Source organism: Alteromonas sp. G5_S2_22_S1, from assembly GCF_054968525.1.
In genome coordinates this window covers 1-20,984 of sequence record NZ_JBQKUJ010000023.1, presented here as the reverse complement: position 1 = coordinate 20,984, position 20,984 = coordinate 1, and the positions used below count along the sequence as shown (strand labels likewise).

Below are 20,984 nucleotides of genomic sequence, written 5' to 3'. Positions count from 1 at the left end.
AGGCACCTACAAACTACGCCGTTAGATTACACGAATAATTTTAAAATACAATTTTTTTGGTAACAAATATTTAACAACAATGTGTAAACAGGCTGCGTCTTAGTGTAAGCCCGCAATATAATTAGATAAAATTTCGATATCTTCGTCAGTTAATTTCATCGCAATATCACGCATCATGCCATTCATGTCGTTATGACGTTGGCCTGAACGGAATGCTTTTAACTGTGAAGCCGTGTAGGTAGCGTGTTGCCCACTAATATCAGGGAAACCTGCTAAGCCCATGCCGTTACCTTTCGGACCGTGGCATGCAATACACGCTGTTACGCCTCTAGACTCATCGCCGCCTTGATAAAGTGCTCGACCCGCTTCAACGTATTGTTCTGGTGTCTCACCCGCTTTAGGCTCTTGGCTAGAAAAGTAAGCAGCTAAATCTTTCATGTCTTGCTCTGAAAGTGGGGCAGCCATACCATTCATCACAGCATTGTTGCGTCCTTCTTCACCACCTGTTTGTGAAGCAAGTTTAAATTCGGTTAATTGCTTAACAATGTACTTCTCATGTTGGCCAGCAAGCTTAGGGTTCATGTCAATCATGCTATTGCCATCAGGGCCATGACAGGCTGCACAGACTGCAGATTTCGCTTTACCTGCCTCGGCGTCGCCTTCTGCTATCGCAGTTGCGCTTAAACCTAAAGACATACATACCAACAAACACAGTTTTTTCATAATAAATCTCTTAAATGGATCCAACGGCTAGCGTGATATACGTGATATCATGCGTATTTTACACATTTAACGCGTCAGAAAAACCTATTCCATGATAAAACTATGGTTTTTAGTTGGTTTATTCATTAAAAAACTGTAAACCGAAGGTTGAGACGCATGTGGAGGTAAGTCTAGATGTCGTATTACACCAAAGCAAAGTTCTTTACGAGTGCACCTGATATTCGTCACTTGAAGAACGATACCGGAATTGAAGTAGCGTTTGCCGGCCGCTCAAATGCGGGAAAATCAAGCGCACTAAATACGTTAACGCGCCAACGAAATTTGGCAAGAACCAGTAAAACCCCTGGCCGTACACAGTTAATCAACGTGTTTGAATTAGAAGAAGAACTGCGTTTAGTTGACTTACCTGGCTATGGGTTTGCAAAAGTCCCTGTCGCGATGAAAAAGAAGTGGCAGGCGTCGTTGGGCGAATACCTACAAAAGCGTAAGTCGCTTAAAGGGTTAGTCGTATTAATGGACATCCGCCATCCTTTTAAAGACCTAGACCAAGACTTGATTCACTGGGCTGTAGAGTCGAATATTCCAGTGTTAGCGCTATTAACTAAAGCCGACAAATTAAAAAGTGGTAAGCGTAAGGCGCAGCTGCTTATGGCACAAGAAGCAGCACTTGCGTTTATGGGGGATGTCACGGTTCAGACTTTCTCTTCATTAAATAAACACGGTTTACCAGAACTTGAACGTATTCTAGATGGATGGTTCGGGCTAGACAAAAAAAGTGATGAAGAGGGGGCTGTTGTCGAGGGACAAGATTAGCGCTTGAGATGATGTCACAAATTGCTGTGTTAGAAAAAAGAACGCCTCGCATAGTGCGAGGCGTAAACTGAGAGAAAACACATAAAAACCGAAGATATAGAGTAGCTAAAAGTGAAGAAGTTCAGAAAAATCTAAATTATTTCTTTGTTTTTATTTAAACTGTTGATAATTAATGATTATTTATTTTCTTCAGACATAAAAAAACCCCGACAAAACTGTCGGGGTTAAAGCAAAGGTTTGAAAACAGCTTTCTCACCTCTGTACCCTACATGCGTAATATTACAACAAAGCACAGAAAAGGCAAGAGCGTTATGTAATTAAATTACCAAAATTAATGAAATTACGCTGCCTTTTAACGATAAAACTGTAATCTAATTACTAAACTAGTGCGCTTCGTCCCAGTTTTCACCAACACCCGCTTCAACAACAAGCGGTACATTAAGCGTTGCAGCGCTTTCCATAAGCGTGTTGATGGTCTTCACATAGCTATCGACTTTATCTTCTTTTATTTCGAACACTAACTCATCGTGCACTTGCATCATCATAGTGACATCGTCTGCGGCATTCTTTGAAATCCAGTCATCCACTTTGATCATAGCCATTTTAATGATGTCTGCGGCTGTACCCTGCATAGGCGCATTGATAGCGGCGCGTTCTGCGCCTTTTCTACGGGCACCATTGCTTGCTTTAATATCTGGCAGGTAAAGACGTCGGCCAAATACCGTTTCAACATAGCCTTTTTCTTTTGCACTCTCGCGGGTTGAGTCCATATATTCAAGTACACCAGGGTAACGTTCGAAGTAAAGATCCATGTATTTCTGGGCTTCATTACGGGGAATATTTAATTGCTTAGCCAACCCAAATGCACTCATGCCGTAAATAAGGCCAAAGTTAATGGCCTTAGCGCTACGTCGCTGTTCGGTTGTTACTTCGTCAAGCGGCACCCCAAATACCTCTGATGCGGTGGCTTTATGTATATCTTTGCCATGTGCAAACGCATCTAACAGACCTTTATCCCCTGACAGATGAGCCATAATGCGCAGTTCAATTTGCGAGTAATCGGCAGCAACAAACTTGTTTCCTTTACGGGGAACAAAGGCTTGGCGTACACGACGGCCTTCTTCGTTGCGAATAGGGATGTTTTGTAAATTCGGATCGGTAGAAGAGAGTCTTCCGGTCGCTGTTATGGCCTGATGGTAAGATGTGTGGACACGGCCTGTTCGATGATTGATCATCTTTGGAAGCTTATCGGTGTAGGTATTTTTCAACTTGGTTAATCCCCGGTATTCCATAATTTTCTTGGGAAGCGGGTATTCAAGGGCAAGCTCCTGTAGCACGTCTTCAGACGTTGATGGCGCGCCTTTAGGCGTTTTCTTTATTATGGGCAGCGACATCTTTTCAAATAGAATATGTTGAAGCTGCTTTGTTGAACCAAGGTTAAATGGTTCGCCGGCTTCTTCATGGACTTCTTTTTCCAGCTCAGCGATACGGGCGGCAAGATCTTGGCTTTGCTGACTCAATCTTTGACTATCAATTAATACCCCTTCTTGCTCCATTCGCGACAGTACGCAAGCAAGGGGCACTTCTACATCAATTAACAAGTTCTTAAGCTCTGGAATTTCTTTCAGCTTAGCCCATATTGTATTGTGCAAGCGAAGCGTAATATCCGCATCTTCAGCAGCATACGGCCCAGCTTCCTCAAGAGCAATTTGGTTAAACGTAAGTTGCTTCGCCCCTTTACCGGCAATGTCTTCAAAGTGAATGGTTTTGTGGCCGAGATAGGCAAGAGCAAGGGAGTCCATGTCGTGACGTTGTGCAGTGCTGTTAAGCACATAACTCTCAAGCATGGTGTCAAAGCCAATACCGTTCAACGTAATATCGTAGTTTGCCAATACGTTTTTATCGTATTTGATATGCTGACCTACTTTAATGATATTGCTCGATTCTAAAATAGGCTTAAGTGCATCTAATACAAACTCGCGAGATAACTGTGTCGGAGCATCTGGGTAATCATGCGCTACAGGTACATAGGCAGCCTCACCTTCTTCAATACAAAATGAGACGCCAACAAGCTCTGCATCCATATAATTAAGGCTGGTCGTTTCAGTATCAAACGCAATGAGCTGTGCTTTTTGCAATTTGCCAAGCCAAGTATTAAATGTTTCTTCATCTAGCACGGTCTCATACTTAGACTTATCAATATCGCCAGATGTCGCAGATTCACTCGTTTGCGTAGAGTCGCTGCTTTCAGCGCTTGTGGATTCTGTAGCACTAGATGTATCGCCGCCTGCTAACAAAGCACTCACTTCAGCGTGCCAACGCTTAAACTCGTATTCGGCAAATAGATCATGAAGTTGTTCATTGTCGGCTTGGCAAGGCATTAGCGTTTCGACATCGTAGTCCAATTCCAGATCGATACTAATCGTGGCGAGGGTGTAAGAAAGGCGGGCCTGTTCTTCATACTCTTCCATTTTAGCAGCCATCGACTTACTGCCTCTAAATGAAAGGTCGGCGATCTTGTCTAAATTCTTATATATATCGTCAATACCGCCGATACCGTTTAATAGTGCTTGAGCGCTTTTATCACCAACCCCTGGCACGCCTGGGATGTTATCAACCTTGTCGCCTTTAAGCGCGAGAAAGTCGATCACAAGTTCAGGAGGGATACCGAATTTAGTATTTACACCTTCCACATCCATAAGCTGGTTAGTCATGGTATTGATTAGTGTGACATGCTTGTTCACCAGTTGAGCCATATCTTTGTCGCCCGTACTGATAAGTGTATCGATCCCTTTTTCTGTGGCGTGCTTTGCTAATGTACCAATAACATCATCAGCTTCCACACCCGACTCAACAATAACCGGTAGACCCATCGCTTTGATAATCGTGTGTAAGGGCGCGATCTGACTTCTTAGCTCTTCCGGCATAGGCGGGCGGTTAGCTTTATATTCTTTATAAATATCGTCGCGAAAGGTTTTGCCTTTAGCGTCAAAAATAACCGCCATGTGAGTTGGGTTATATTGTTTGATCAGGCTCTTGAGCATATTTACAACGCCGTAAATAGCGCCGGTGTCTTGACCTTTTGAGTTGGTTAAAGGTGGTAGACCGTGAAAAGCACGAAAGAGATAAGACGATCCATCAACAAGAATAAATGGCGGCTTTTTAGAATCAGGCATAGATAGCGATTTTCCGAGATACAATATGAGCGCAAGGATGCCACAGACTAGCGCTGATCGCCATATCATGAAGGCACATTAAGGACAATATGCGATCGCAATCTGCCTGTGGATAACTTTGTGATCTAAAGTTTGGCGCACGACGATCGTGGCGATCTTTGTCAAGTTAAAGATCGCCTTTCAAATCAAGAAAAATAAGGGAATGAGCCTAAGGTGTGAAAACAGCGTACCTGCTACTAAACATTCCATTTTGTGTGGATAACTTGGTGTACGTTTATTTTTGGTTTAACCAAGTTGGTCAAGTAATGTAGCATAACCATTAACAATGTATACACGATTTATTAAGAACTTTTTTTGAACAGTTGTGTGATTAATAGCCAAATTTTGAATAAGTAGATGGTATCGCGTCTAGGAGGACAATATGAAAAAAGTAGCCGTTATTTTAAGTGGTAGTGGGGTGTTCGACGGAGCTGAATTGCATGAATCCGTATTAACGCTTCTAGCCATCGAACAAGAAGGGGCAACCTATACGTGTTTTGCACCAGATGTAGAGCAATTACACGTGGTAAATCATTTAACCGGTGAAGTATCAGAAGGCGAGACTCGAAACGTACTTGTAGAGTCTGCGCGCGTGGCGCGGGGTGACATCAAGCCCGTCACTGAGTGCGATGTAAACGCATTCGACACGCTAATTGTGCCAGGTGGCTTTGGTGCCGCTAAGAACCTTTGTACATTCGCGGTAGACGGCGAAAACTGCTCGTTTAATGAGGACGTGTTAAATGTGTGCAAGTCCTTTGCTCAGGCGAAAAAGCCAGCCGCCTATGCCTGTATTGCTCCAGTATTGGCTGCCAAGGTATACGGTAACCACGTAAAGCTGACTATTGGTAACGATGAGGGCACGGCTAATGGTGTCAATGCGTTAGGTGCATCACACGTAGATTGTAAAGTAGATGAAGTGGTCGTTGATAATGATGCCAAACTTGTCACCACCCCTGCTTATATGTTAGCTGAAAGTGTTTCTCAAGCCCATAGCAGCATCACTAAAATGGTTAAAACCGTATTAGCAATGAAATAGCGACAAGTACGGTTTATTTTTGTTTCGCGATGTGGGGATACAAAGGTTTCCCCACATTCATTATAGTCCTATAATCAAAATCCTATACGCAATATTCAAGCATTCGCGTTTTACGAATAGCATTTTAGCGTGTCCATAAATGCACTTTTTAACACTGCGCTACTATAAAAACAAAGGCATAACGAACAATGCACTACCGTGCCATCATACGAATACTTGGGTTATTAATCGCGCTTTTTAGCGTAACCATGATCCCACCGGCTATTGTGTCGTTGATTTATCAAGATGGCAGTGGCTTACCTTTTACCCTGGCCTTTATATTGTGTGTTATAGGAGGCATGGCGTTATGGTATCCCAACCGCTTGGAGAAAAGTGACTTAAGAGCACGAGAAGGGTTTCTTATCGTGGCGCTGTTTTGGTCAGTACTGGCAAGTGTAGGTGCAATTCCGCTTATCTTGCTCGAGCAGCCGAGCATGACAGTGACCGACGCATTTTTTGAGTCGTTTTCAGGCCTTACCACCACTGGGGCAACAGTTATAGAAGGGATAGACTTTCTGCCCCATTCTGTACAGTTTTATCGCCAGCAGCTTCAGTGGCTAGGCGGGATGGGTATCATCGTACTCGCTGTCGCTATTTTGCCAATTCTAGGTGTGGGTGGCATGCAGCTTTACCGCGCTGAAACGCCGGGCCCTGTAAAAGATAACAAAATGACGCCGCGTATTGCCGACACCGCAAAGCACCTTTGGTATATCTATTTATCAATTACTATTGCGTGTGCAGGTGCTTATTGGCTCGCGGGTATGAATGTGTTCGATTCTATTTGTCATGCGTTCTCTACCGTCGCCATTGGCGGCTTTTCTAACCACGACGCGAGCTTGGGTTATTTTAATAGCCCCATGGTCAACGTAGTGTGTACGGTATTTCTACTTATCGCCGCCCTTAATTTCTCGTTGCACTATGCCGCGGTGAGTTCTCGTTCCGTTAAAGGGTATTTCAAAGACCCTGAGTTTAAAGCGTTCTTTATTATTCAGGCTTCACTTATTGGCATTTGTTTCTTAGTGCTGACATTGTCAGGTTATTACACTTCCGCCGAGCAGGCTTTAGATCAAGCCATGATCCAAGCGGTATCGATAAGCACTACAGCAGGTTTCGCTACCACTGACTTTTCAATATGGCCAACGTTTTTGCCGATAATGCTAATATTCTCAAGCTTTATCGGGGGCTGCGCAAGCTCGACAGGCGGCGGGTTGAAGGTTGTAAGGGTTTGCCTCTTGTTCTTACAAGGTAAACGTGAAGTCGATAGGCTCATTCATCCTAAAGCCGTGTACAGCGTTAAGTTTGGCGACCGTGCCATGCCCGATAGAGTAGTAGAGGCTGTTTGGGGGTTTTTCTCAGCCTATGCTGTGGTATTTGTTGTGCTTATGATTGGCCTTATCGCTACTGGTCTTGATAACTTAAGTGCGTTTACCGCAACGGCGGCAATGTTGAACAACCTAGGCCCAGGCTTAGGCAGTGTGGCGGCAAACTATGCCGATGTAACCGACGCCGGAAAGTGGATTTTGGTTACCGGTATGGTGTTTGGTCGTTTAGAAGTATTCTCGCTTCTTGTACTGTTCTCGCCTACCTTTTGGCGCAGCTAATACATTCGCGGTACACGCTAAAATTATCGGTTTATTAAACTAGAAAGGGCGATAACTTCAACTATCGCCCTTTGTGTTTAATTTTCTGTGCTCAAACTGCGACTTAGGTTGCGCAGCGTAAGCCCTACGGTGAGGCTATGGCGTGTCAGCCAAAGAAAAACGCGCTCGGTTGGAAGAGCTTTTCCACGTCGTTGATATACTTCTTATCTACCAAAAACAGAATAACGTGATCGTTAGCTTCTATCTTGGTATCGCTATGAGCAATAATAACCTGTTCATCGCGAACGATAGCGCCAATGGTAGTACCCGGTGGCAGTTTAATATCACCAATTTGTCTGCCCACCACTTTAGAGGTGTTTTCATCGCCGTGCGCGATGGCCTCAATGGCTTCAGCAGCGCCCCTGCGCAACGAGTAAACATTCACAATGTCACCACGACGTACGTGAGTAAGCAGGGCCGATATAGTGGCTTGCTGGGGTGAAAACGCAATGTCGATTTCGCCACCTTGAACTAAATCCACGTAAGCGCTGCGTTGGATAAGCACCATGGCTTTCTGTGCACCCATACGCTTGGCCAGCATGGCCGACATAATATTCGCTTCATCGTCATTGGTAACCGCGATAAACGCATCTACCTGTTCGATATTTTCCTCGCTGAGTAGCTCAGGGTCAGAGGCATCGCCACTGAAAACAATGGTTTTATCTAAGTTAGCAGAAAGGTATTTAGCCCGTTCAGGGCTGTATTCGATAAGTTTTACATTGTGGTTGTGCTCGAGCTGCTTAGCCAGTCCTGCACCAATTAAACCACCGCCCGCTATCATGACGCGCTTATAGCTAGACTCTAATTTTTGTAGTTCACTCATTACCGCGCGGATATGTTTGGTCGCTGCAATGAAGAAGACTTCGTCATCCGCTTCTATAACCGTTGTGCCCAGTGGTCGAATAGGGCGGCCGCGGCGATAGATGGCGGCCACGCGGGTCTCAACGTTAGGCATATGGTCTTTCAGGGCTGATAGCGCATGTCCTACCAACAGGCCACCATAATAGGCTTTAACCGCGACCAAACTTGCCTTGCCTTCAGCAAACTCTACTACCTGAAGCGCGCCGGGATAATCGATAAGGCGCTTAATTGCTTTGGTCACTAGCTGTTCGGGGGCAATGATATGGTCGACAGGAATATCTTGCTGCTTATACAGCTGCTCTTGATAAATAATGTATTGTTCAGAGCGTACGCGGGCTATTTTTGTGGGGGTTTTAAATAAGCTGTAGGCCACCTGACACGCCAACATGTTACTTTCGTCACTGTTAGTAACGGCGATAAGCATGTCAGCGTCTTCTGCCCCTGCTTTACGCAGTACGTCAGGGTGAGAACCAACACCCGTGACTACTTGTAGATCTAGACGGTCTTGAAGTGCCCGTAGAATGGTGGGGTCTGAATCTATAACGGTAATTTCGTTATTTTCACCAACTAAGTTTTCAGCAAGCGTACCGCCTACTTGGCCTGCCCCTAAAATGATGATTTTCATCGTTATTATTTTGCCTTCGTCTTCTTGCTGGTCTTACATTGTACCGCTGCACAATGCGTGAGCCCTCAGTCTTGTGACTTTACCAGCCTCGCATAGTAGAAACCATCCATTTGTTGCTCACCTGGTGTAATTTGACGGCCTGGCTTGTCTGGTGTTTCCGTTTTTAAAATAGGAGATAGCGACGCATCTGGCGTGTCAGCAAGGAACTGTTGTATTTGCGCCATATTCTCTTTCGGTAAAATAGAGCAGGTGGCATAAAGCAGCGTACCGCCAGGTTTCAATAAGCCCCACAATGTATCTAAGATGCGGCGTTGTAGCTGTGCTAAGTTATCTATGTCATTTGCTTTACGCAGCCAGCGAATATCTGGATGACGACGAATAACACCAGTGGCAGAGCAGGGAGCGTCTAACAAAATTCTATCGAAGGGTTTTCCGTCCCACCATGATTCAGGGTTAGCTGCATCACCTTGCCTAATGTCTACCTTATGCTGCAATCGCGTCATATTTTCTTCTACGCGTTTAAGGCGTGTGGCATCAGCATCGAGTGCTAACACGTACTCTGTGTCAGGAGCACACTCTACAATGTGACCGGTTTTTCCGCCCGGAGCGGCACAGCAATCTAAAATGCGCTCATTAGCTTGTGGTTGTAAATAATGTGCCGCTAATTGGGCCGCGCCGTCTTGTACGGCAAAGTGACCCTTTTCAAACCCGGGTAAGCCCGTAATATCTTCGCGTTGAGAAAGGACGATTGCATCGCGGTGGCTTTCACTTAGCGTGTATTTTACTTCTGCCTTATCAAGTGCTTCGGTAAAGGCGCTAAAACTCACCTGCTGCCTATTCACTCGAAGCCAAATCGGTGCCATTGCGTTAGTTTCGGCACGCACATTGTCGGCCTCTGCACCGTAGGCTTGCTCTATCGCTTTATAAAGCCACTTCGGTAAGCCGCTATTGATAATAGCATCGTCGACGGGTTTATCGGCAAGGTTCTCACGCTGAAAATTACGCAAAACGGCATTGACTAAACCTTTAAGGCCAGCGGCGTTTAAATAAGACGCCGCTGCTACGGTTTCTCCCACGGCCGCGTGGTTGCTAACCCGAGAAAAGTTCAGCTGATATAACCCAAGCAGGATAAGGTGCTCTATTACTTTCTTATTACCTTTAAGGGGCCTATCTAATAGGGCTCTTAGCCAATGTTGTAAAAGAGGAAGGCGACGCATTACCCCTAACGACATTTCTTGTAACCAAGCGTTATCGCGTGCATTGTGCCTACGCTGAACTCGCTCTAAACATTCGCGTGATGATTTGCCTTGCTCTAAGATTTGGTAAATAACCCACGCGCAATCTGCACGCAGGTTCTTTTGTTTGGGAAGGGGTAATGGTTTCACTTTTAGTCTGCTTGTTTAATACAACGGCCAACTTCAAACCACGACTGGCGGGCATTAATAACATCTGCTGCAGGTAGCGCCTTTTTACCAGGTATTTGAAGAGAGGTAATGCGAAGGGCGTCTCGTCCTGTCGCAATAGTGATGCCTGCTTTATCTGCGCTTATTACCGTGCCCGGCTTCACGTTTTTATCTAATGTAACTACATCAGCAGACCACACTTTTACGTTTTGATCTTCAACTTGCATCCAAGCAACCGGCCATGGGTTAAATGCACGAATGTTGCGCTCAATTTGCTTAGCATCATCAGACCAACTAATTAACGCTTCTTCTTTAGATAGCTTATTAGCGTAGGTTGCCTGGGTATCGTCTTGTTTTGTTGGGGTATAACTCTCGAAATCGTTAACCACATCCACTAAGGCTTTAGGGCCAAGTGTAGCTAACTTTTCATACATTGTTGCGCTGGTGTCGTCATTGGCAATGGGCAGTGTGGCAATGTGTAACATGTCACCCGTGTCCAAGCCTTCATCCATTTGCATAATAGTTACGCCAGTTTCGGCATCCCCCGCCCATATAGAGCGTTGAATTGGGGCAGCGCCTCGCCATTTAGGCAAAATAGAGCCGTGTACGTTGATACAGCCAAGCCTAGGTGCATTAAGTACCGCCGTGGGAAGTAATAAGCCATAGGCAACAACTACCATCAAATCCGCGTTAAGAGCCGCTAATTCTTTTTGTGCGTCCTCGGCTTTAAGTGATTGAGGTTGATAAACGGGAATAGCGTTTTCTTCTGCCAGCACTTTCACTGGGCTGGCGGTCAGCTTTTTGCCTCGCCCTGCGGGTCTGTCAGGCTGTGTGTAAACCGCAAATACCTCATGCTCGCTATCAAGCAAGGCTGATAAATGCTTAGCTGCAAAATCCGGTGTACCGGCAAAAATTACTTTCAATGGAGTTGTCACGTTATTCCTTAGGCTTTCGCAGCAAGACGCGCTTCTTTCTCAAGCTTCTTACGAATACGTTGGCGCTTAAGCGGAGAAAGGTAGTCAATGAACAGCTTACCTTTTAAGTGATCAAGCTCGTGCTGAATACAAATCGCAAGTAGGCCTTCTGCGTCTAGCTCGAATGCCTCGCCATTTTGATCTAACGCTTTAACCGTAATCGCTTCTGCTCGCTCAACTTTGGCGTAATTACCCGGAACAGATAAACAGCCTTCTTCACTAATCGTTGAGCCATCTTTGCGAGTAATTTCTGGGTTAATAAATACACGTGGCTCGTTTTGATCTTCCGATACGTCCATTACAACAACTTGAACATGACGGTTCACCTGCGTCGCCGCAAGGCCGATGCCGTTCTCGTCTTTCATGGTTTCGAACATATCCGATACCAATTGTTTAATTTCGTCGTTAACTTCTTCTACCGGCTTAGCTACCGTACGAAGACGTTCATCAGGAAAACTTAATACGTCTAAAATTGCCATTTCTCGCTTACTTCACCTTTTCGCTGTATAAATACATATACGATCTAATTGCCAGCACACTTTACAGTGCTTATTAAGTTACTATTCTAACGTATATCGGGCGCATTCGTGCAGTTTTTTGCCGAACCCCTATAAGAATACGAACTTATGCCGATATAGTGCTATTGTCTGAAAAAACAACAATAAGTGATAGTGAATAATTTGAAGGTGGTTAATTTGAAAAAGCGATTAATAAGCGCTCGTCGCGGGGCAACACTCCTTCTTTGTGCAATTCTGTCTTTGCCAGCGTTTGCACTTCAACTCAAAGATACCGCACCTGAAACCTACACGGTAAAACGTGGTGATACGCTCTGGGCCATTGCTAACATTTTTTTGAATGAACCTTGGTTATGGCCAGAGCTTTGGCGCACTAACACACAAATTGAAAATCCTCACTTGATTTATCCTGGTGATGTCATCGTTGTAGGCTACATAGACGGACAGCCTGTTTTATCGGTAAAACGAGATAAACCTAGCTACAAACTGTCACCTTCAACGGACAAACGGTTAAAACCAAAGCCTGTAGACGTACTTTCTTGGACAACCATATCGCCGTTTATTAAACAACATATGTTACTAGACGAAGAGAGTTATCAGGCATTACCGAAACTGTTAGGGAACCAAGACGGAAACGTAAGGTTTGCTGCAGATGACTTTGTACTAAGTCAACAGCAATTCAGTACTGACGACCAGTATAGAGTCATTAGAAAGCACGCTACTATTAAAAACCTTGATGGAGAAATATTGGGCGTACAAGTTACCCATGTTTCCACGGCATCTTTAGTAGAAAAAGGTCAGGCAGACGACACCATGCTGCTTTTTATTGATGATGCGAATCAAGAGGCTAAACGCGGCGATAAGCTAATGGCTGGTGGGTTTAAACAGCCGCAAAGCTTTGAACTTGTTCCTGCGAAGTCTCAGCGTGGGGCCGTTGTGGGAAACCTACACGATCACGACCTGTTAGGAAAGTATGACGTTGTTATCCTTGATTTGGGCGCGGCAGATGTCTTACCGGGAACAGTGTTAGGTGTTTACGCACAAGGTCCAGCCATCATAGATGAAGAAAGTCCGCGTTATGTAGATGAACCGGGCATAAAAACAAGTGGTGAATGGTTTATCGATACAGTGTCGCAACCCGCACTTAAAGTTGGTGAAGTTGTGGTATTCAAAACATTTGACGCGGCAAGTTACGGATTAATCACACGAGCGAACAAAGGCATTAAGCGCGGCTTTATTGTCGCTAAACCTTAACGTTCCGAGTGCCTCATTGTCGCTTAGTAAGGAGCGGCAATGAGCGCACAATTTACATCTTTAGACAGCTCGGCAACGGCATGGATAGCGCTAGCCTCTGCGCAGCGTGTTTCACCTAAACTGTGGTTACAGGCGCTCGAGCAACATCAATGTTCTCCCATTGAACTTTTAAGCCAAGCTTCTTCTTTGGGAAGTACGGTCACTACACTCACTGATCAAATAACACAAAAGCACATCGACACAGCGTTGAATTGGGCGAAGGTAAGTGAAAACAGGCACGTCATTACCCTTGATTCACCGGACTATCCACCGTTACTCAAGCAGCTAGACAGCCCTCCGCTTGTATTATTTGCTACCGGAAGTAAAGCGCTACTAAAACAACCGCAAATAGCCATTGTTGGCAGCAGAAGGGCGAGTATTCAAGGAAAGCGTATAGCGACTGACTTTGCAATGGGGCTCTCTAACAATGGCATTGCCATTACCAGTGGTTTGGCGATGGGCATAGACAGCGCCGCTCACGTGGGCGCCATATCCGGCAGTATAGGTACCATCGCTGTTATGGGTACGGGGCCGGATAAAATATACCCTGCAAAGAACAGTAAGCTTTATAACGAAATACACGATAGTGGCGGCGTTAGTGTTACAGAGTTTTTCCCGGGGCAGGGGCCTAAGCCGTGGCATTTTCCCCGGCGTAACCGAATTATTGCCGCACTTTCACTTGGAACCTTGGTTGTGGAAGCAAAAATTAAAAGCGGTACCTTGATAACTGCAAATTTGGCCGCAGATATGGGGCGAGATGTATTCGCTGTACCTGGTAGCCTCTTTCACGCTTACTCTGAAGGTTGTCACTGGTTAATCCAACAAGGTGCTAAGTTAGTAACTAATGTAAACGATATTCTTTTGGAAATTGGGGTTCAACCTCAGCAAATGAGCTTTGATGTTGGCGAACAAAATGAAAAAAGTGCGGTGAATAGCTTGGCAACTGATAAATTATTAGCTAGTGTGGAATATGACATCACCGCTATTGATGTTATAGCGCAGCGCAATGCCTTATCTGTATCGCAAGCAATGGCATCACTATTAGAATATGAGTTGCGTGGTTTAGTAGCCGCTGTCCCTGGTGGTTACGTTAAATTGAGGGGAAAATAATATGTTCGATATCCTCATGTATCTGTTTGAAAACTTCATTCACAGTGAAACGGAAATTCGTGTTGATCAAGACGAGTTAACGGAAGAACTTGTGCGCGCGGGTTTCCATCACGATGAGATTTATAAAGCCCTCGCATGGTTAGAAAAGTTAGCGGCATTGCAAGAAACAGACATCAAGCCGTATTTTTGCAAAGGCATTAGCACTAGCTTAAGCCGGATATATACCCACGAAGAACAAATGCGTTTAGATGTGGAATGTCGTGGTTTCTTAATGTTTCTAGAGCAGGTTAACGTATTAGACGCATCTACGCGTGAAATGGTGATAGACCGCGTAATGGAAATCGATTCCAGCGAATTCTGTTTAGAAGATTTAAAATGGGTTGTGCTAATGGTGCTATTTAATGTACCCGGTAAAGAAAAAGCCTACGCACAAATGGAAGACCTATTGTTTGAAGAACCAGACGGCATACTACATTAATGCGGTAGCCCAGCTGCAATTTAGGTTCGCGAATCTGTATTTAACTAAATGCGTTGCCAGCTGGTAGCGCGTTCGAGGCTTTTATGTCTACATCATGTCTAAAATAGACCACTCACTTTTTTCTGCTCACGAGCACGCTCTAGAAGATAATTTTGGAGACTGTCCCGAATGTGGCAAGCCCCTTCATATTAAGAACAGCAAATCAGGGCCGTTTTTAGGCTGTACTGGCTACCCTGATTGTAATTTCAGTAAACCGCTTCACGATACCCAAACCACGGTCCTTAAAACGCTAGACGGTATGGCCTGCCCAAAGTGCGCCTGCGATCTAGCCATTAAAAAGGGTCGGTTTGGCATGTTCATAGGCTGTACCAACTTTCCCTCATGCCATCACATTGAGCCTATCAAAGAAAAAGAAGACACCTTAGTTGACTGCCCAAAGTGTAAGAAAGGGCATTTAATTTCACGCACCAATAAATACGGCAAACAGTTTTTTGCGTGTAACCATTATCCGCAATGCCGATATGTGCTAAATTTCACGCCTGTAAATGAAAGCTGCCCAGACTGTGGATGGACAGTGTTGATAGATAAAAAAGGGCAAATTCAGTGCCCGCAGCCAACTTGTGGCTACAAAAAGTAATCATACGTAGAGAACAAAAATCATGTCTGATACTCAAAATGGGAACGTAAATACGTTTACCCCCGTTGAGGCTAATGCATCTGAAGTCGACCCTGTTGTTGCCGCTTTCGAAGCGGGGCGTTTAATTGTTTATCCGACCGAAGCGGTAATGGGTATAGGATGTGACCCTGACAACGAAGCAGCGGTTAATGCACTATTAGATATCAAACAAAGGCCTGTTGAAAAAGGCGTAATATTAATTGCCGCTAATTACAGCCAGCTTTTGCCCTACGTAGATGACAATGCAATTCGTCCCGATAGACGTACCGATATTTTTTCAAGCTGGCCTGGCCCTAACACCTGGCTATTACCTAAGTCGTCATCGGCGCCTGTTTGGTTAACCGGCAAACATAGTAAAATAGCGGTGCGCGTAACTAATCATCCTGTGGTTGTAGCGCTGTGCAATAAGTTGGGTAAGCCACTTGTTTCAACCAGCGCTAACCTAACAGGGCAACCGCCAGCGACAGACACCGACGAAGCCAAAGCCGTGTTTGCAGATTCTGTATTTTATGTAGAAGGTAAAGTAGGCGGAGCAACTAAACCCAGTACCATTCGCGATGGTGACACAGCAGAGGTAATAAGAGCATGACATCAGCAGAGTTACTGGACGGTAAAAATGCCGCTGAAGTAATAGAACAAGTAAAAAGCTATCTACTAGGGTTGCAAGATACCATTTGCCAAACCCTTGAACTTGCCGACGGTAAGGGCCAGTTTGTTGAAGACAGTTGGCAGCGCGAAGAAGGGGGCGGTGGACGCTCTCGCGTGCTTAAAAATGGTGCGGTGATAGAGCAAGGCGGCGTAAACTTTTCCCATGTGTTCGGCAGTCAAATGCCAGCGTCTGCTACGGCTAATCGTCCGGAGCTTGCAGGGCGAAACTTTCAGGCAATGGGAGTATCTTTAGTTATTCACCCCCACAACCCGTATATTCCCACCTCTCATGCAAACGTGCGCTTTTTTATTGCAGAAAAAGAGGGCGAAGCACCTATCTGGTGGTTTGGCGGTGGCTTTGATTTAACGCCGTTTTATCCCTTTAAAGACGACGTGGTGCATTGGCATGATACAGCCAAGAAATTATGCAAGCCATTCGGTGAAGACGTATACCCCAAGTACAAAAAATGGTGCGATGAGTACTTTTACTTAAAACACCGCAACGAAACCCGCGGCGTAGGTGGGTTGTTCTTTGACGACCTTAATGAATGGGGCTTCGAGCAGTCATTCGCTTTTATGCAGGCGGTTGGCAATGGTTTTATTGATGCTTATGTCCCTATTGTTGAGCGACGCAAGCAAACTGATTATGGCGAAAGAGAGCGTGATTTTCAGCTTTATCGCAGAGGTCGCTATGTTGAATTTAATCTAGTATTCGACCGTGGCACCTTATTTGGTTTGCAAACCGGTGGACGTACGGAATCTATTTTAATGTCTATGCCGCCGTTGGCCCGGTGGGAATACTGCTATACCCCGGCACCAGGGAGTGCTGAGGCTAAGCTTACGGATTGGCTTAAACCTACTCCGTGGTAAAAAGTGTTCAATTCAATCACTTCTTTATCCAGGCTTACACCAAAGAAGGTTTAAGCATAAAAAAGTCATACAAAAACGCCGCATGAAGTCACTCTGCGGCATTTCTTGTTGATCTATATCAATTTCAAATACCGTTGGTGTTTCAGTGGGTTATTAACTTTGCGCTGGATCAATGTTTCGTTTAGCTAACGGCGTAAAGTAGCGCCATCTTAGTTAAACACAAAAGAGACACATCATGCGCAAACACACTTTATCTGCACTTTGTCTTACCCTTGCTGCACTTTCACCTTTAGCTAGCGCTCATCAGCAGGGCGATTGGATTGTTCGAGGCGGTCTGACTACCGTTGCTCCTGACGAATCTACTTCTAACATCGTCGCTGGTGGCAATGATCTTGGTGTTGCCCTTAATATTGATAACGATACCCAGCTAGGTTTGAACGTTGCATACTTCATTACTGATAAAATTAATATCGAACTGCTTGCGGCAACGCCCTTTAAGCACGACGTGAACTTCTCTGTTGCCGACCCGTTAGGTACGGGAAATCAGCTTGGTGAAGTTACTCACTTACCGCCAACACTCACCGCTAACTATTACTTCAACGATGCAAGTTCAGCCTTTCAGCCATATATTGGTGGGGGTATTAACTACACCTTTATCTTTGATGAGGAATTTACTGGCGCAAACGAGGATGCAGGCTTAAGCGACCTATCACTCGATAACTCATTTGGTTTATCAGCTCAAGTGGGTATGGACTACCAAATTGATACAAAGTGGCATGTAAATGCATCAGTACGTTTCATCGATATTGATACTGAAGCCACGTTTAAGGTTGGTGATGCCGCAGGTAAGGTGAGTGATATTGAAATAGACCCTTGGGTGTACACCATATCGGTAGGCTATACCTTTTAAGGCCGAACACCCAAAAATTGAGGCTTTCGTAATTGTACTACTTTATACGCCACAAAGAGCGTAGACAGTAACAGGGGACTTGCGCGTTAAAGGTTATTCCTTTCAACGCGCTTTTTTATTTGGTGTTCACCATATGGCTGGCAAGCTGGTCAAGTGCTTCAAGTAGCTGTTGCGCTAACGTTATATCATCGACAGTTTTAAACATAGCCTTGCGCATACAGTACATCCACTGCGCTTTAAGTTCTGGCGTTACGGTATAAGGAAGGTGGCGTGCACGAAGTCGCGGGTGGCCGAATTGCTGCTGATAATCATCTGGGCCGCCAAGCCACAAACTTAAATATAAAAAGAACACGTTGCGAATTCTATCAAGCGGTTGAGGGTGAAGAGCCAAAAGTTCGCTTGCTAATGGGTCGGTTTCCATTATGTCGTAAAACGTATTCGCCAATTCGCGTACTTTCTTCTCTCCACCTATACGCGCATATGGTGTACTCTGCGTAACACGATTATCGCTTTTCTTCTTTATATTAAATAAGTCTCGTATTCCCATGAAAAAATTCGCTGTATTTGGCAACCCTATTGCACAGAGTTTATCACCAACCATCCATCAGATGTTTGCAGATCAGGTCGGAGAAAAGATTTCTTATGAAAAGATACTTGCGCCTGAAGATGGTTTTGTTGAAGCTGCCAAAGCGTTTTTAGCTCAAGAAGGCGCTGTAGGCTGCAATGTCACCATGCCTTTTAAGCTTGATGCCTTTAACTTAGCAAAGGTAGATGATCAAGCAGCTAAAGACGCACAAGCTGTTAATACACTAATGAATGGTGACAGAGGTGAGCTGTTAGGGTTCAACACAGATGGTGTGGGGCTAGTCAATGATTTACTAAATAGCGGCGTGAAAATTAAAGATAAACACGTGTTACTTATCGGAGCCGGCGGCGCAGCCCGTGGCGTCATTTCTCCGTTATTAAAAGCGGGCGCTGCTACACTGACTATTGCGAATAGAACGAAAGCCAAAGCTGAAGAAGTGGCAAGCGCTGCTTCAAACCCTAAAGTGGACGTAGTGGCCCTTGAGGATATCGCAACGATTGCACCTCATATTATTATCAATTCAACAGCAGCTAGTTTAAGCAATGCGTTGCCGTGCAGTTTGCATGACGGTGTTTTACAACACTGTGAAGTGGTGTACGACATGGTTTATAAAAATTCACCCACGCGTTTTATGAGAGATGCGGCTGAACTAGGTGTTAAAACGCAAATAGATGGGTTAGGGATGCTGGTTGAGCAAGCGGCTGAAGCGTTCTATATATGGACACAAAAGCGCCCAGACACTTCTGATATTGTTAAGCGAGTTCGTGACATTGTTGAGCAAAGTGAGAAGCGAAACTAGTTCGCTTCTTCCAAGTATTCATCTTTTAACACAACATAATTAACAGCAGACTGTTTTAAAAACGCCATTTCAGCGTCATTGAGCGGCCTCTTCTTCTGCATTGGGTTTCCAACGTAAAGAAAACCGCTCTCTAATCGCTTGTTTGGTGGTACTAATGTACCCGCGCCAATAAACACATCGTCTTCAACGACAACACCATCCATGACAATAGCGCCCATGCCTACTAATATACGGTTGCCTAACTGACAACCATGAAGCATACATTTGTGCCCAACGGTAACGTCATCCCCAATAATAAGCGGAAATCCATCAGGGTTTTTCTCAGATTTACGGGTAACGTGCAAAACACTACCGTCTTGAATATTAGAGCGAGCGCCAATACGTATTTTGTTTACATCGCCTCGAGCAGCAACTAAAGGCCAGACGCTACTATCTTTTTCAATTTTTACATCACCAACAATTCGACATGAAGCGTCTATATATACTGATTTATCTATTGATGGGAAAATGCCCTTAAAGCTACCTACAGTGTTCTTCATCTATAACGTTCCTTTTGAGTATGAACATATTAGCTAATCAACTAACCAATGAGTGTCTTGTTGCGCTCATAATACTAATAGTACGGTAAGTTAGTTATACTTGAAAATCCGCTTATCAAAACAAAGAAGCTAAGAAGAAATTTACATGGCTAAACGTTACGTACTATTCGCGTCTCTTCCCTACGCATATTCAATTCTGCGTCCACTTCAAGCTGAGATAAGAGCGAGAGGTGATGACGTTGCGTGGTACCTAGAGTCTACGTGTGAAAATTTACTTGATGACACTGAAGTCTTGCTTGCAAACATTGATGACGTAAAAAGTTATGACCCACTTGCAATTTTTGCGTGCGGTAACTTTATTTATCATTTTCTTCCTGGAATAAAGGTCGCAGTATTTCATGGGTATGCAGTAGGGAAACGTGGTGAGAAGGGAAATGTACTGGATGACCATTTTACAATTCGAAATTGGTTTGACTTGTATTGTACACAAGGTCCTAGCAGCACACCTGTATTCAAGCAATTGGAAGAAAAGCTTGGTTTCTTTAAATGTTATGAAACAGGTTGGTGTAAGGTTGATCCATTTTTTACAGAACCTACTCTGCAGAACGAAGGTAAAACTACAATATTATATTCGCCTACATTTAGTCGGGGTATAACTTCGGTAGAGGCCTTATATGACACAATACATCAGATTGCTGAACGTAGAGATTGGGAATGGATAATAACCTTTCATCCCAAAATCACTGATCATTCGATAATAAACAAATACCAAAAGCTGGCAGAAAAGTTCGACAATGTTAGTTTTGAAAGAAATGAAGGTTTAAAAACATTCCAACGTGCAGATGTAATGCTTTGTGACAGTTCATCAATAATTCTTGAATTTATGTTACTTAGTAAGCCCGTAGTCACGTTTAAAAATACAAACCCAGGACCGCATTTAATAGACGTGAATGAGTGTGATGCCGTCGAGCCTGCATTAGAGACGGCATTAACAAGGCCTAAATCCTTAATGGAAGCTATTGATACATATACGTTGAACCACGAAGCGCATAGAGATGGAAATAACTGTTCTCGCGTTTTAGATGCTGTAGACCATTTCAAATCTAACTTCGAAGGCCGAATAAAAGCTAAGCCTTTAAACCTGTGGCGTAAGTTTAGATTAAGAAATAAGCTGAAATACTGGAAATAGTAGGTATTTTGAGCGTTCGGAAAGAATGTGACACTTTTTTTA

Annotated in this window: 20 protein-coding genes; 12 read left to right on the top strand and 8 right to left on the bottom strand. The window is 44.4% G+C overall.

From position 1 onward, the window contains the following. Positions 1-99: 99 nt before the first annotated feature. Positions 100-723, bottom strand: coding sequence for a c-type cytochrome (locus tag ACTRWF_RS18105; protein ID WP_012516536.1), 624 nt, complete (start codon positions 721-723; stop codon positions 100-102). 174 nt (positions 724-897) lie between these two features. Between ACTRWF_RS18105 and yihA the strand changes: the two genes are divergently transcribed. Then, positions 898-1,536: a ribosome biogenesis GTP-binding protein YihA/YsxC gene (yihA, locus tag ACTRWF_RS18100; protein ID WP_012516537.1), complete on the top strand. Its 639-nt coding sequence runs from the start codon at positions 898-900 to the stop codon at positions 1,534-1,536. Between the two features lie 383 nt (positions 1,537-1,919). Here the strand turns inward: yihA and polA are convergent, their stop codons facing one another. Then, positions 1,920-4,712 (bottom strand): DNA polymerase I, encoded by a 2,793-nt coding sequence (polA, locus tag ACTRWF_RS18095; RefSeq protein ID WP_462835969.1) that lies wholly within the window; start codon positions 4,710-4,712, stop codon positions 1,920-1,922. Positions 4,713-5,133: 421 nt separating this feature from the next. Between polA and elbB the strand changes: the two genes are divergently transcribed. Next, a complete protein-coding gene (elbB, locus tag ACTRWF_RS18090; RefSeq protein WP_020742574.1) occupies positions 5,134-5,787 on the top strand; it encodes an isoprenoid biosynthesis glyoxalase ElbB in 654 nt (217 codons plus the stop codon). Positions 5,788-5,975: 188 nt separating this feature from the next. Then, complete coding sequence (locus tag ACTRWF_RS18085) at positions 5,976-7,427, top strand: TrkH family potassium uptake protein (protein ID WP_012516540.1); 1,452 nt, start codon at positions 5,976-5,978, stop codon at positions 7,425-7,427. 145 nt (positions 7,428-7,572) lie between these two features. On the opposite strand, the gene trkA is transcribed toward ACTRWF_RS18085, so the two are convergent. From trkA to def, 4 genes are all read right to left on the bottom strand, one after another. After that, positions 7,573-8,952 (bottom strand): Trk system potassium transporter TrkA, encoded by a 1,380-nt coding sequence (trkA, locus tag ACTRWF_RS18080; protein WP_012516541.1) that lies wholly within the window; start codon positions 8,950-8,952, stop codon positions 7,573-7,575. 65 nt (positions 8,953-9,017) lie between these two features. Further along, a complete protein-coding gene (gene rsmB / locus ACTRWF_RS18075; protein ID WP_015065843.1) occupies positions 9,018-10,337 on the bottom strand; it encodes a 16S rRNA (cytosine(967)-C(5))-methyltransferase RsmB in 1,320 nt (439 codons plus the stop codon). 2 nt (positions 10,338-10,339) lie between these two features. Beyond that, positions 10,340-11,290, bottom strand: coding sequence for a methionyl-tRNA formyltransferase (gene fmt, locus ACTRWF_RS18070; protein ID WP_462835968.1), 951 nt, complete (start codon positions 11,288-11,290; stop codon positions 10,340-10,342). Positions 11,291-11,298: 8 nt separating this feature from the next. Then, positions 11,299-11,808: a peptide deformylase gene (gene def, locus ACTRWF_RS18065; protein ID WP_012516544.1), complete on the bottom strand. Its 510-nt coding sequence runs from the start codon at positions 11,806-11,808 to the stop codon at positions 11,299-11,301. Positions 11,809-12,024: 216 nt separating this feature from the next. Between def and ACTRWF_RS18060 the strand changes: the two genes are divergently transcribed. The 7 genes from ACTRWF_RS18060 to ACTRWF_RS18030 all read left to right on the top strand — a co-directional run bounded on the left by ACTRWF_RS18060 (position 12,025) and on the right by ACTRWF_RS18030 (position 17,829). After that, the gene (locus ACTRWF_RS18060; protein ID WP_462835967.1) at positions 12,025-13,098 is read left to right on the top strand and encodes a LysM peptidoglycan-binding domain-containing protein; all 1,074 of its coding nucleotides are present in this window, start codon (positions 12,025-12,027) and stop codon (positions 13,096-13,098) included. Between the two features lie 39 nt (positions 13,099-13,137). Continuing rightward, positions 13,138-14,247, top strand: a complete 1,110-nt coding sequence (gene dprA, locus ACTRWF_RS18055; protein WP_012516546.1) for a DNA-processing protein DprA — start codon at positions 13,138-13,140, stop codon at positions 14,245-14,247. A gap of 1 nt (position 14,248) precedes the next feature. Continuing rightward, the gene (locus tag ACTRWF_RS18050; RefSeq protein WP_012516547.1) at positions 14,249-14,725 is read left to right on the top strand and encodes a DUF494 family protein; all 477 of its coding nucleotides are present in this window, start codon (positions 14,249-14,251) and stop codon (positions 14,723-14,725) included. Positions 14,726-14,819: 94 nt separating this feature from the next. Then, positions 14,820-15,362: a DNA topoisomerase family protein gene (locus ACTRWF_RS18045; protein WP_012516548.1), complete on the top strand. Its 543-nt coding sequence runs from the start codon at positions 14,820-14,822 to the stop codon at positions 15,360-15,362. Between the two features lie 22 nt (positions 15,363-15,384). Then, positions 15,385-15,990 carry an L-threonylcarbamoyladenylate synthase type 1 TsaC gene (tsaC, locus tag ACTRWF_RS18040; RefSeq protein ID WP_012516549.1) on the top strand — a complete coding sequence of 202 codons (606 nt, stop codon included), beginning with the start codon at positions 15,385-15,387 and terminating at the stop codon, positions 15,988-15,990. After that, positions 15,987-16,919: an oxygen-dependent coproporphyrinogen oxidase gene (hemF, locus tag ACTRWF_RS18035; RefSeq protein ID WP_012516550.1), complete on the top strand. Its 933-nt coding sequence runs from the start codon at positions 15,987-15,989 to the stop codon at positions 16,917-16,919. The genes tsaC and hemF overlap by 4 nt, the downstream gene beginning before the upstream one ends. Before the next feature lie 235 nt (positions 16,920-17,154). Next, positions 17,155-17,829 (top strand): OmpW family outer membrane protein, encoded by a 675-nt coding sequence (locus tag ACTRWF_RS18030; protein WP_462835966.1) that lies wholly within the window; start codon positions 17,155-17,157, stop codon positions 17,827-17,829. Positions 17,830-17,944: 115 nt separating this feature from the next. On the opposite strand, the gene ACTRWF_RS18025 is transcribed toward ACTRWF_RS18030, so the two are convergent. Continuing rightward, positions 17,945-18,376 carry a group II truncated hemoglobin gene (locus ACTRWF_RS18025; protein ID WP_020742579.1) on the bottom strand — a complete coding sequence of 144 codons (432 nt, stop codon included), beginning with the start codon at positions 18,374-18,376 and terminating at the stop codon, positions 17,945-17,947. Between ACTRWF_RS18025 and aroE the strand changes: the two genes are divergently transcribed. Then, the gene (gene aroE / locus ACTRWF_RS18020) at positions 18,375-19,214 is read left to right on the top strand and encodes a shikimate dehydrogenase (RefSeq protein WP_462835965.1); all 840 of its coding nucleotides are present in this window, start codon (positions 18,375-18,377) and stop codon (positions 19,212-19,214) included. The genes ACTRWF_RS18025 and aroE overlap by 2 nt on opposite strands. Here the strand turns inward: aroE and ACTRWF_RS18015 are convergent. Further along, positions 19,211-19,753: a gamma carbonic anhydrase family protein gene (locus ACTRWF_RS18015; RefSeq protein WP_012516554.1), complete on the bottom strand. Its 543-nt coding sequence runs from the start codon at positions 19,751-19,753 to the stop codon at positions 19,211-19,213. The two genes, aroE and ACTRWF_RS18015, sit on opposite strands and share 4 nt — an antisense overlap. 145 nt (positions 19,754-19,898) lie before the next feature. Here ACTRWF_RS18015 and ACTRWF_RS18010 point away from each other — a divergent pair, with 145 nt between their 5' ends. Further along, positions 19,899-20,942 (top strand): CDP-glycerol--poly(glycerophosphate) glycerophosphotransferase, encoded by a 1,044-nt coding sequence (locus ACTRWF_RS18010; RefSeq protein WP_015065847.1) that lies wholly within the window; start codon positions 19,899-19,901, stop codon positions 20,940-20,942. The last annotated feature ends 42 nt before the right edge of the window (positions 20,943-20,984 follow it).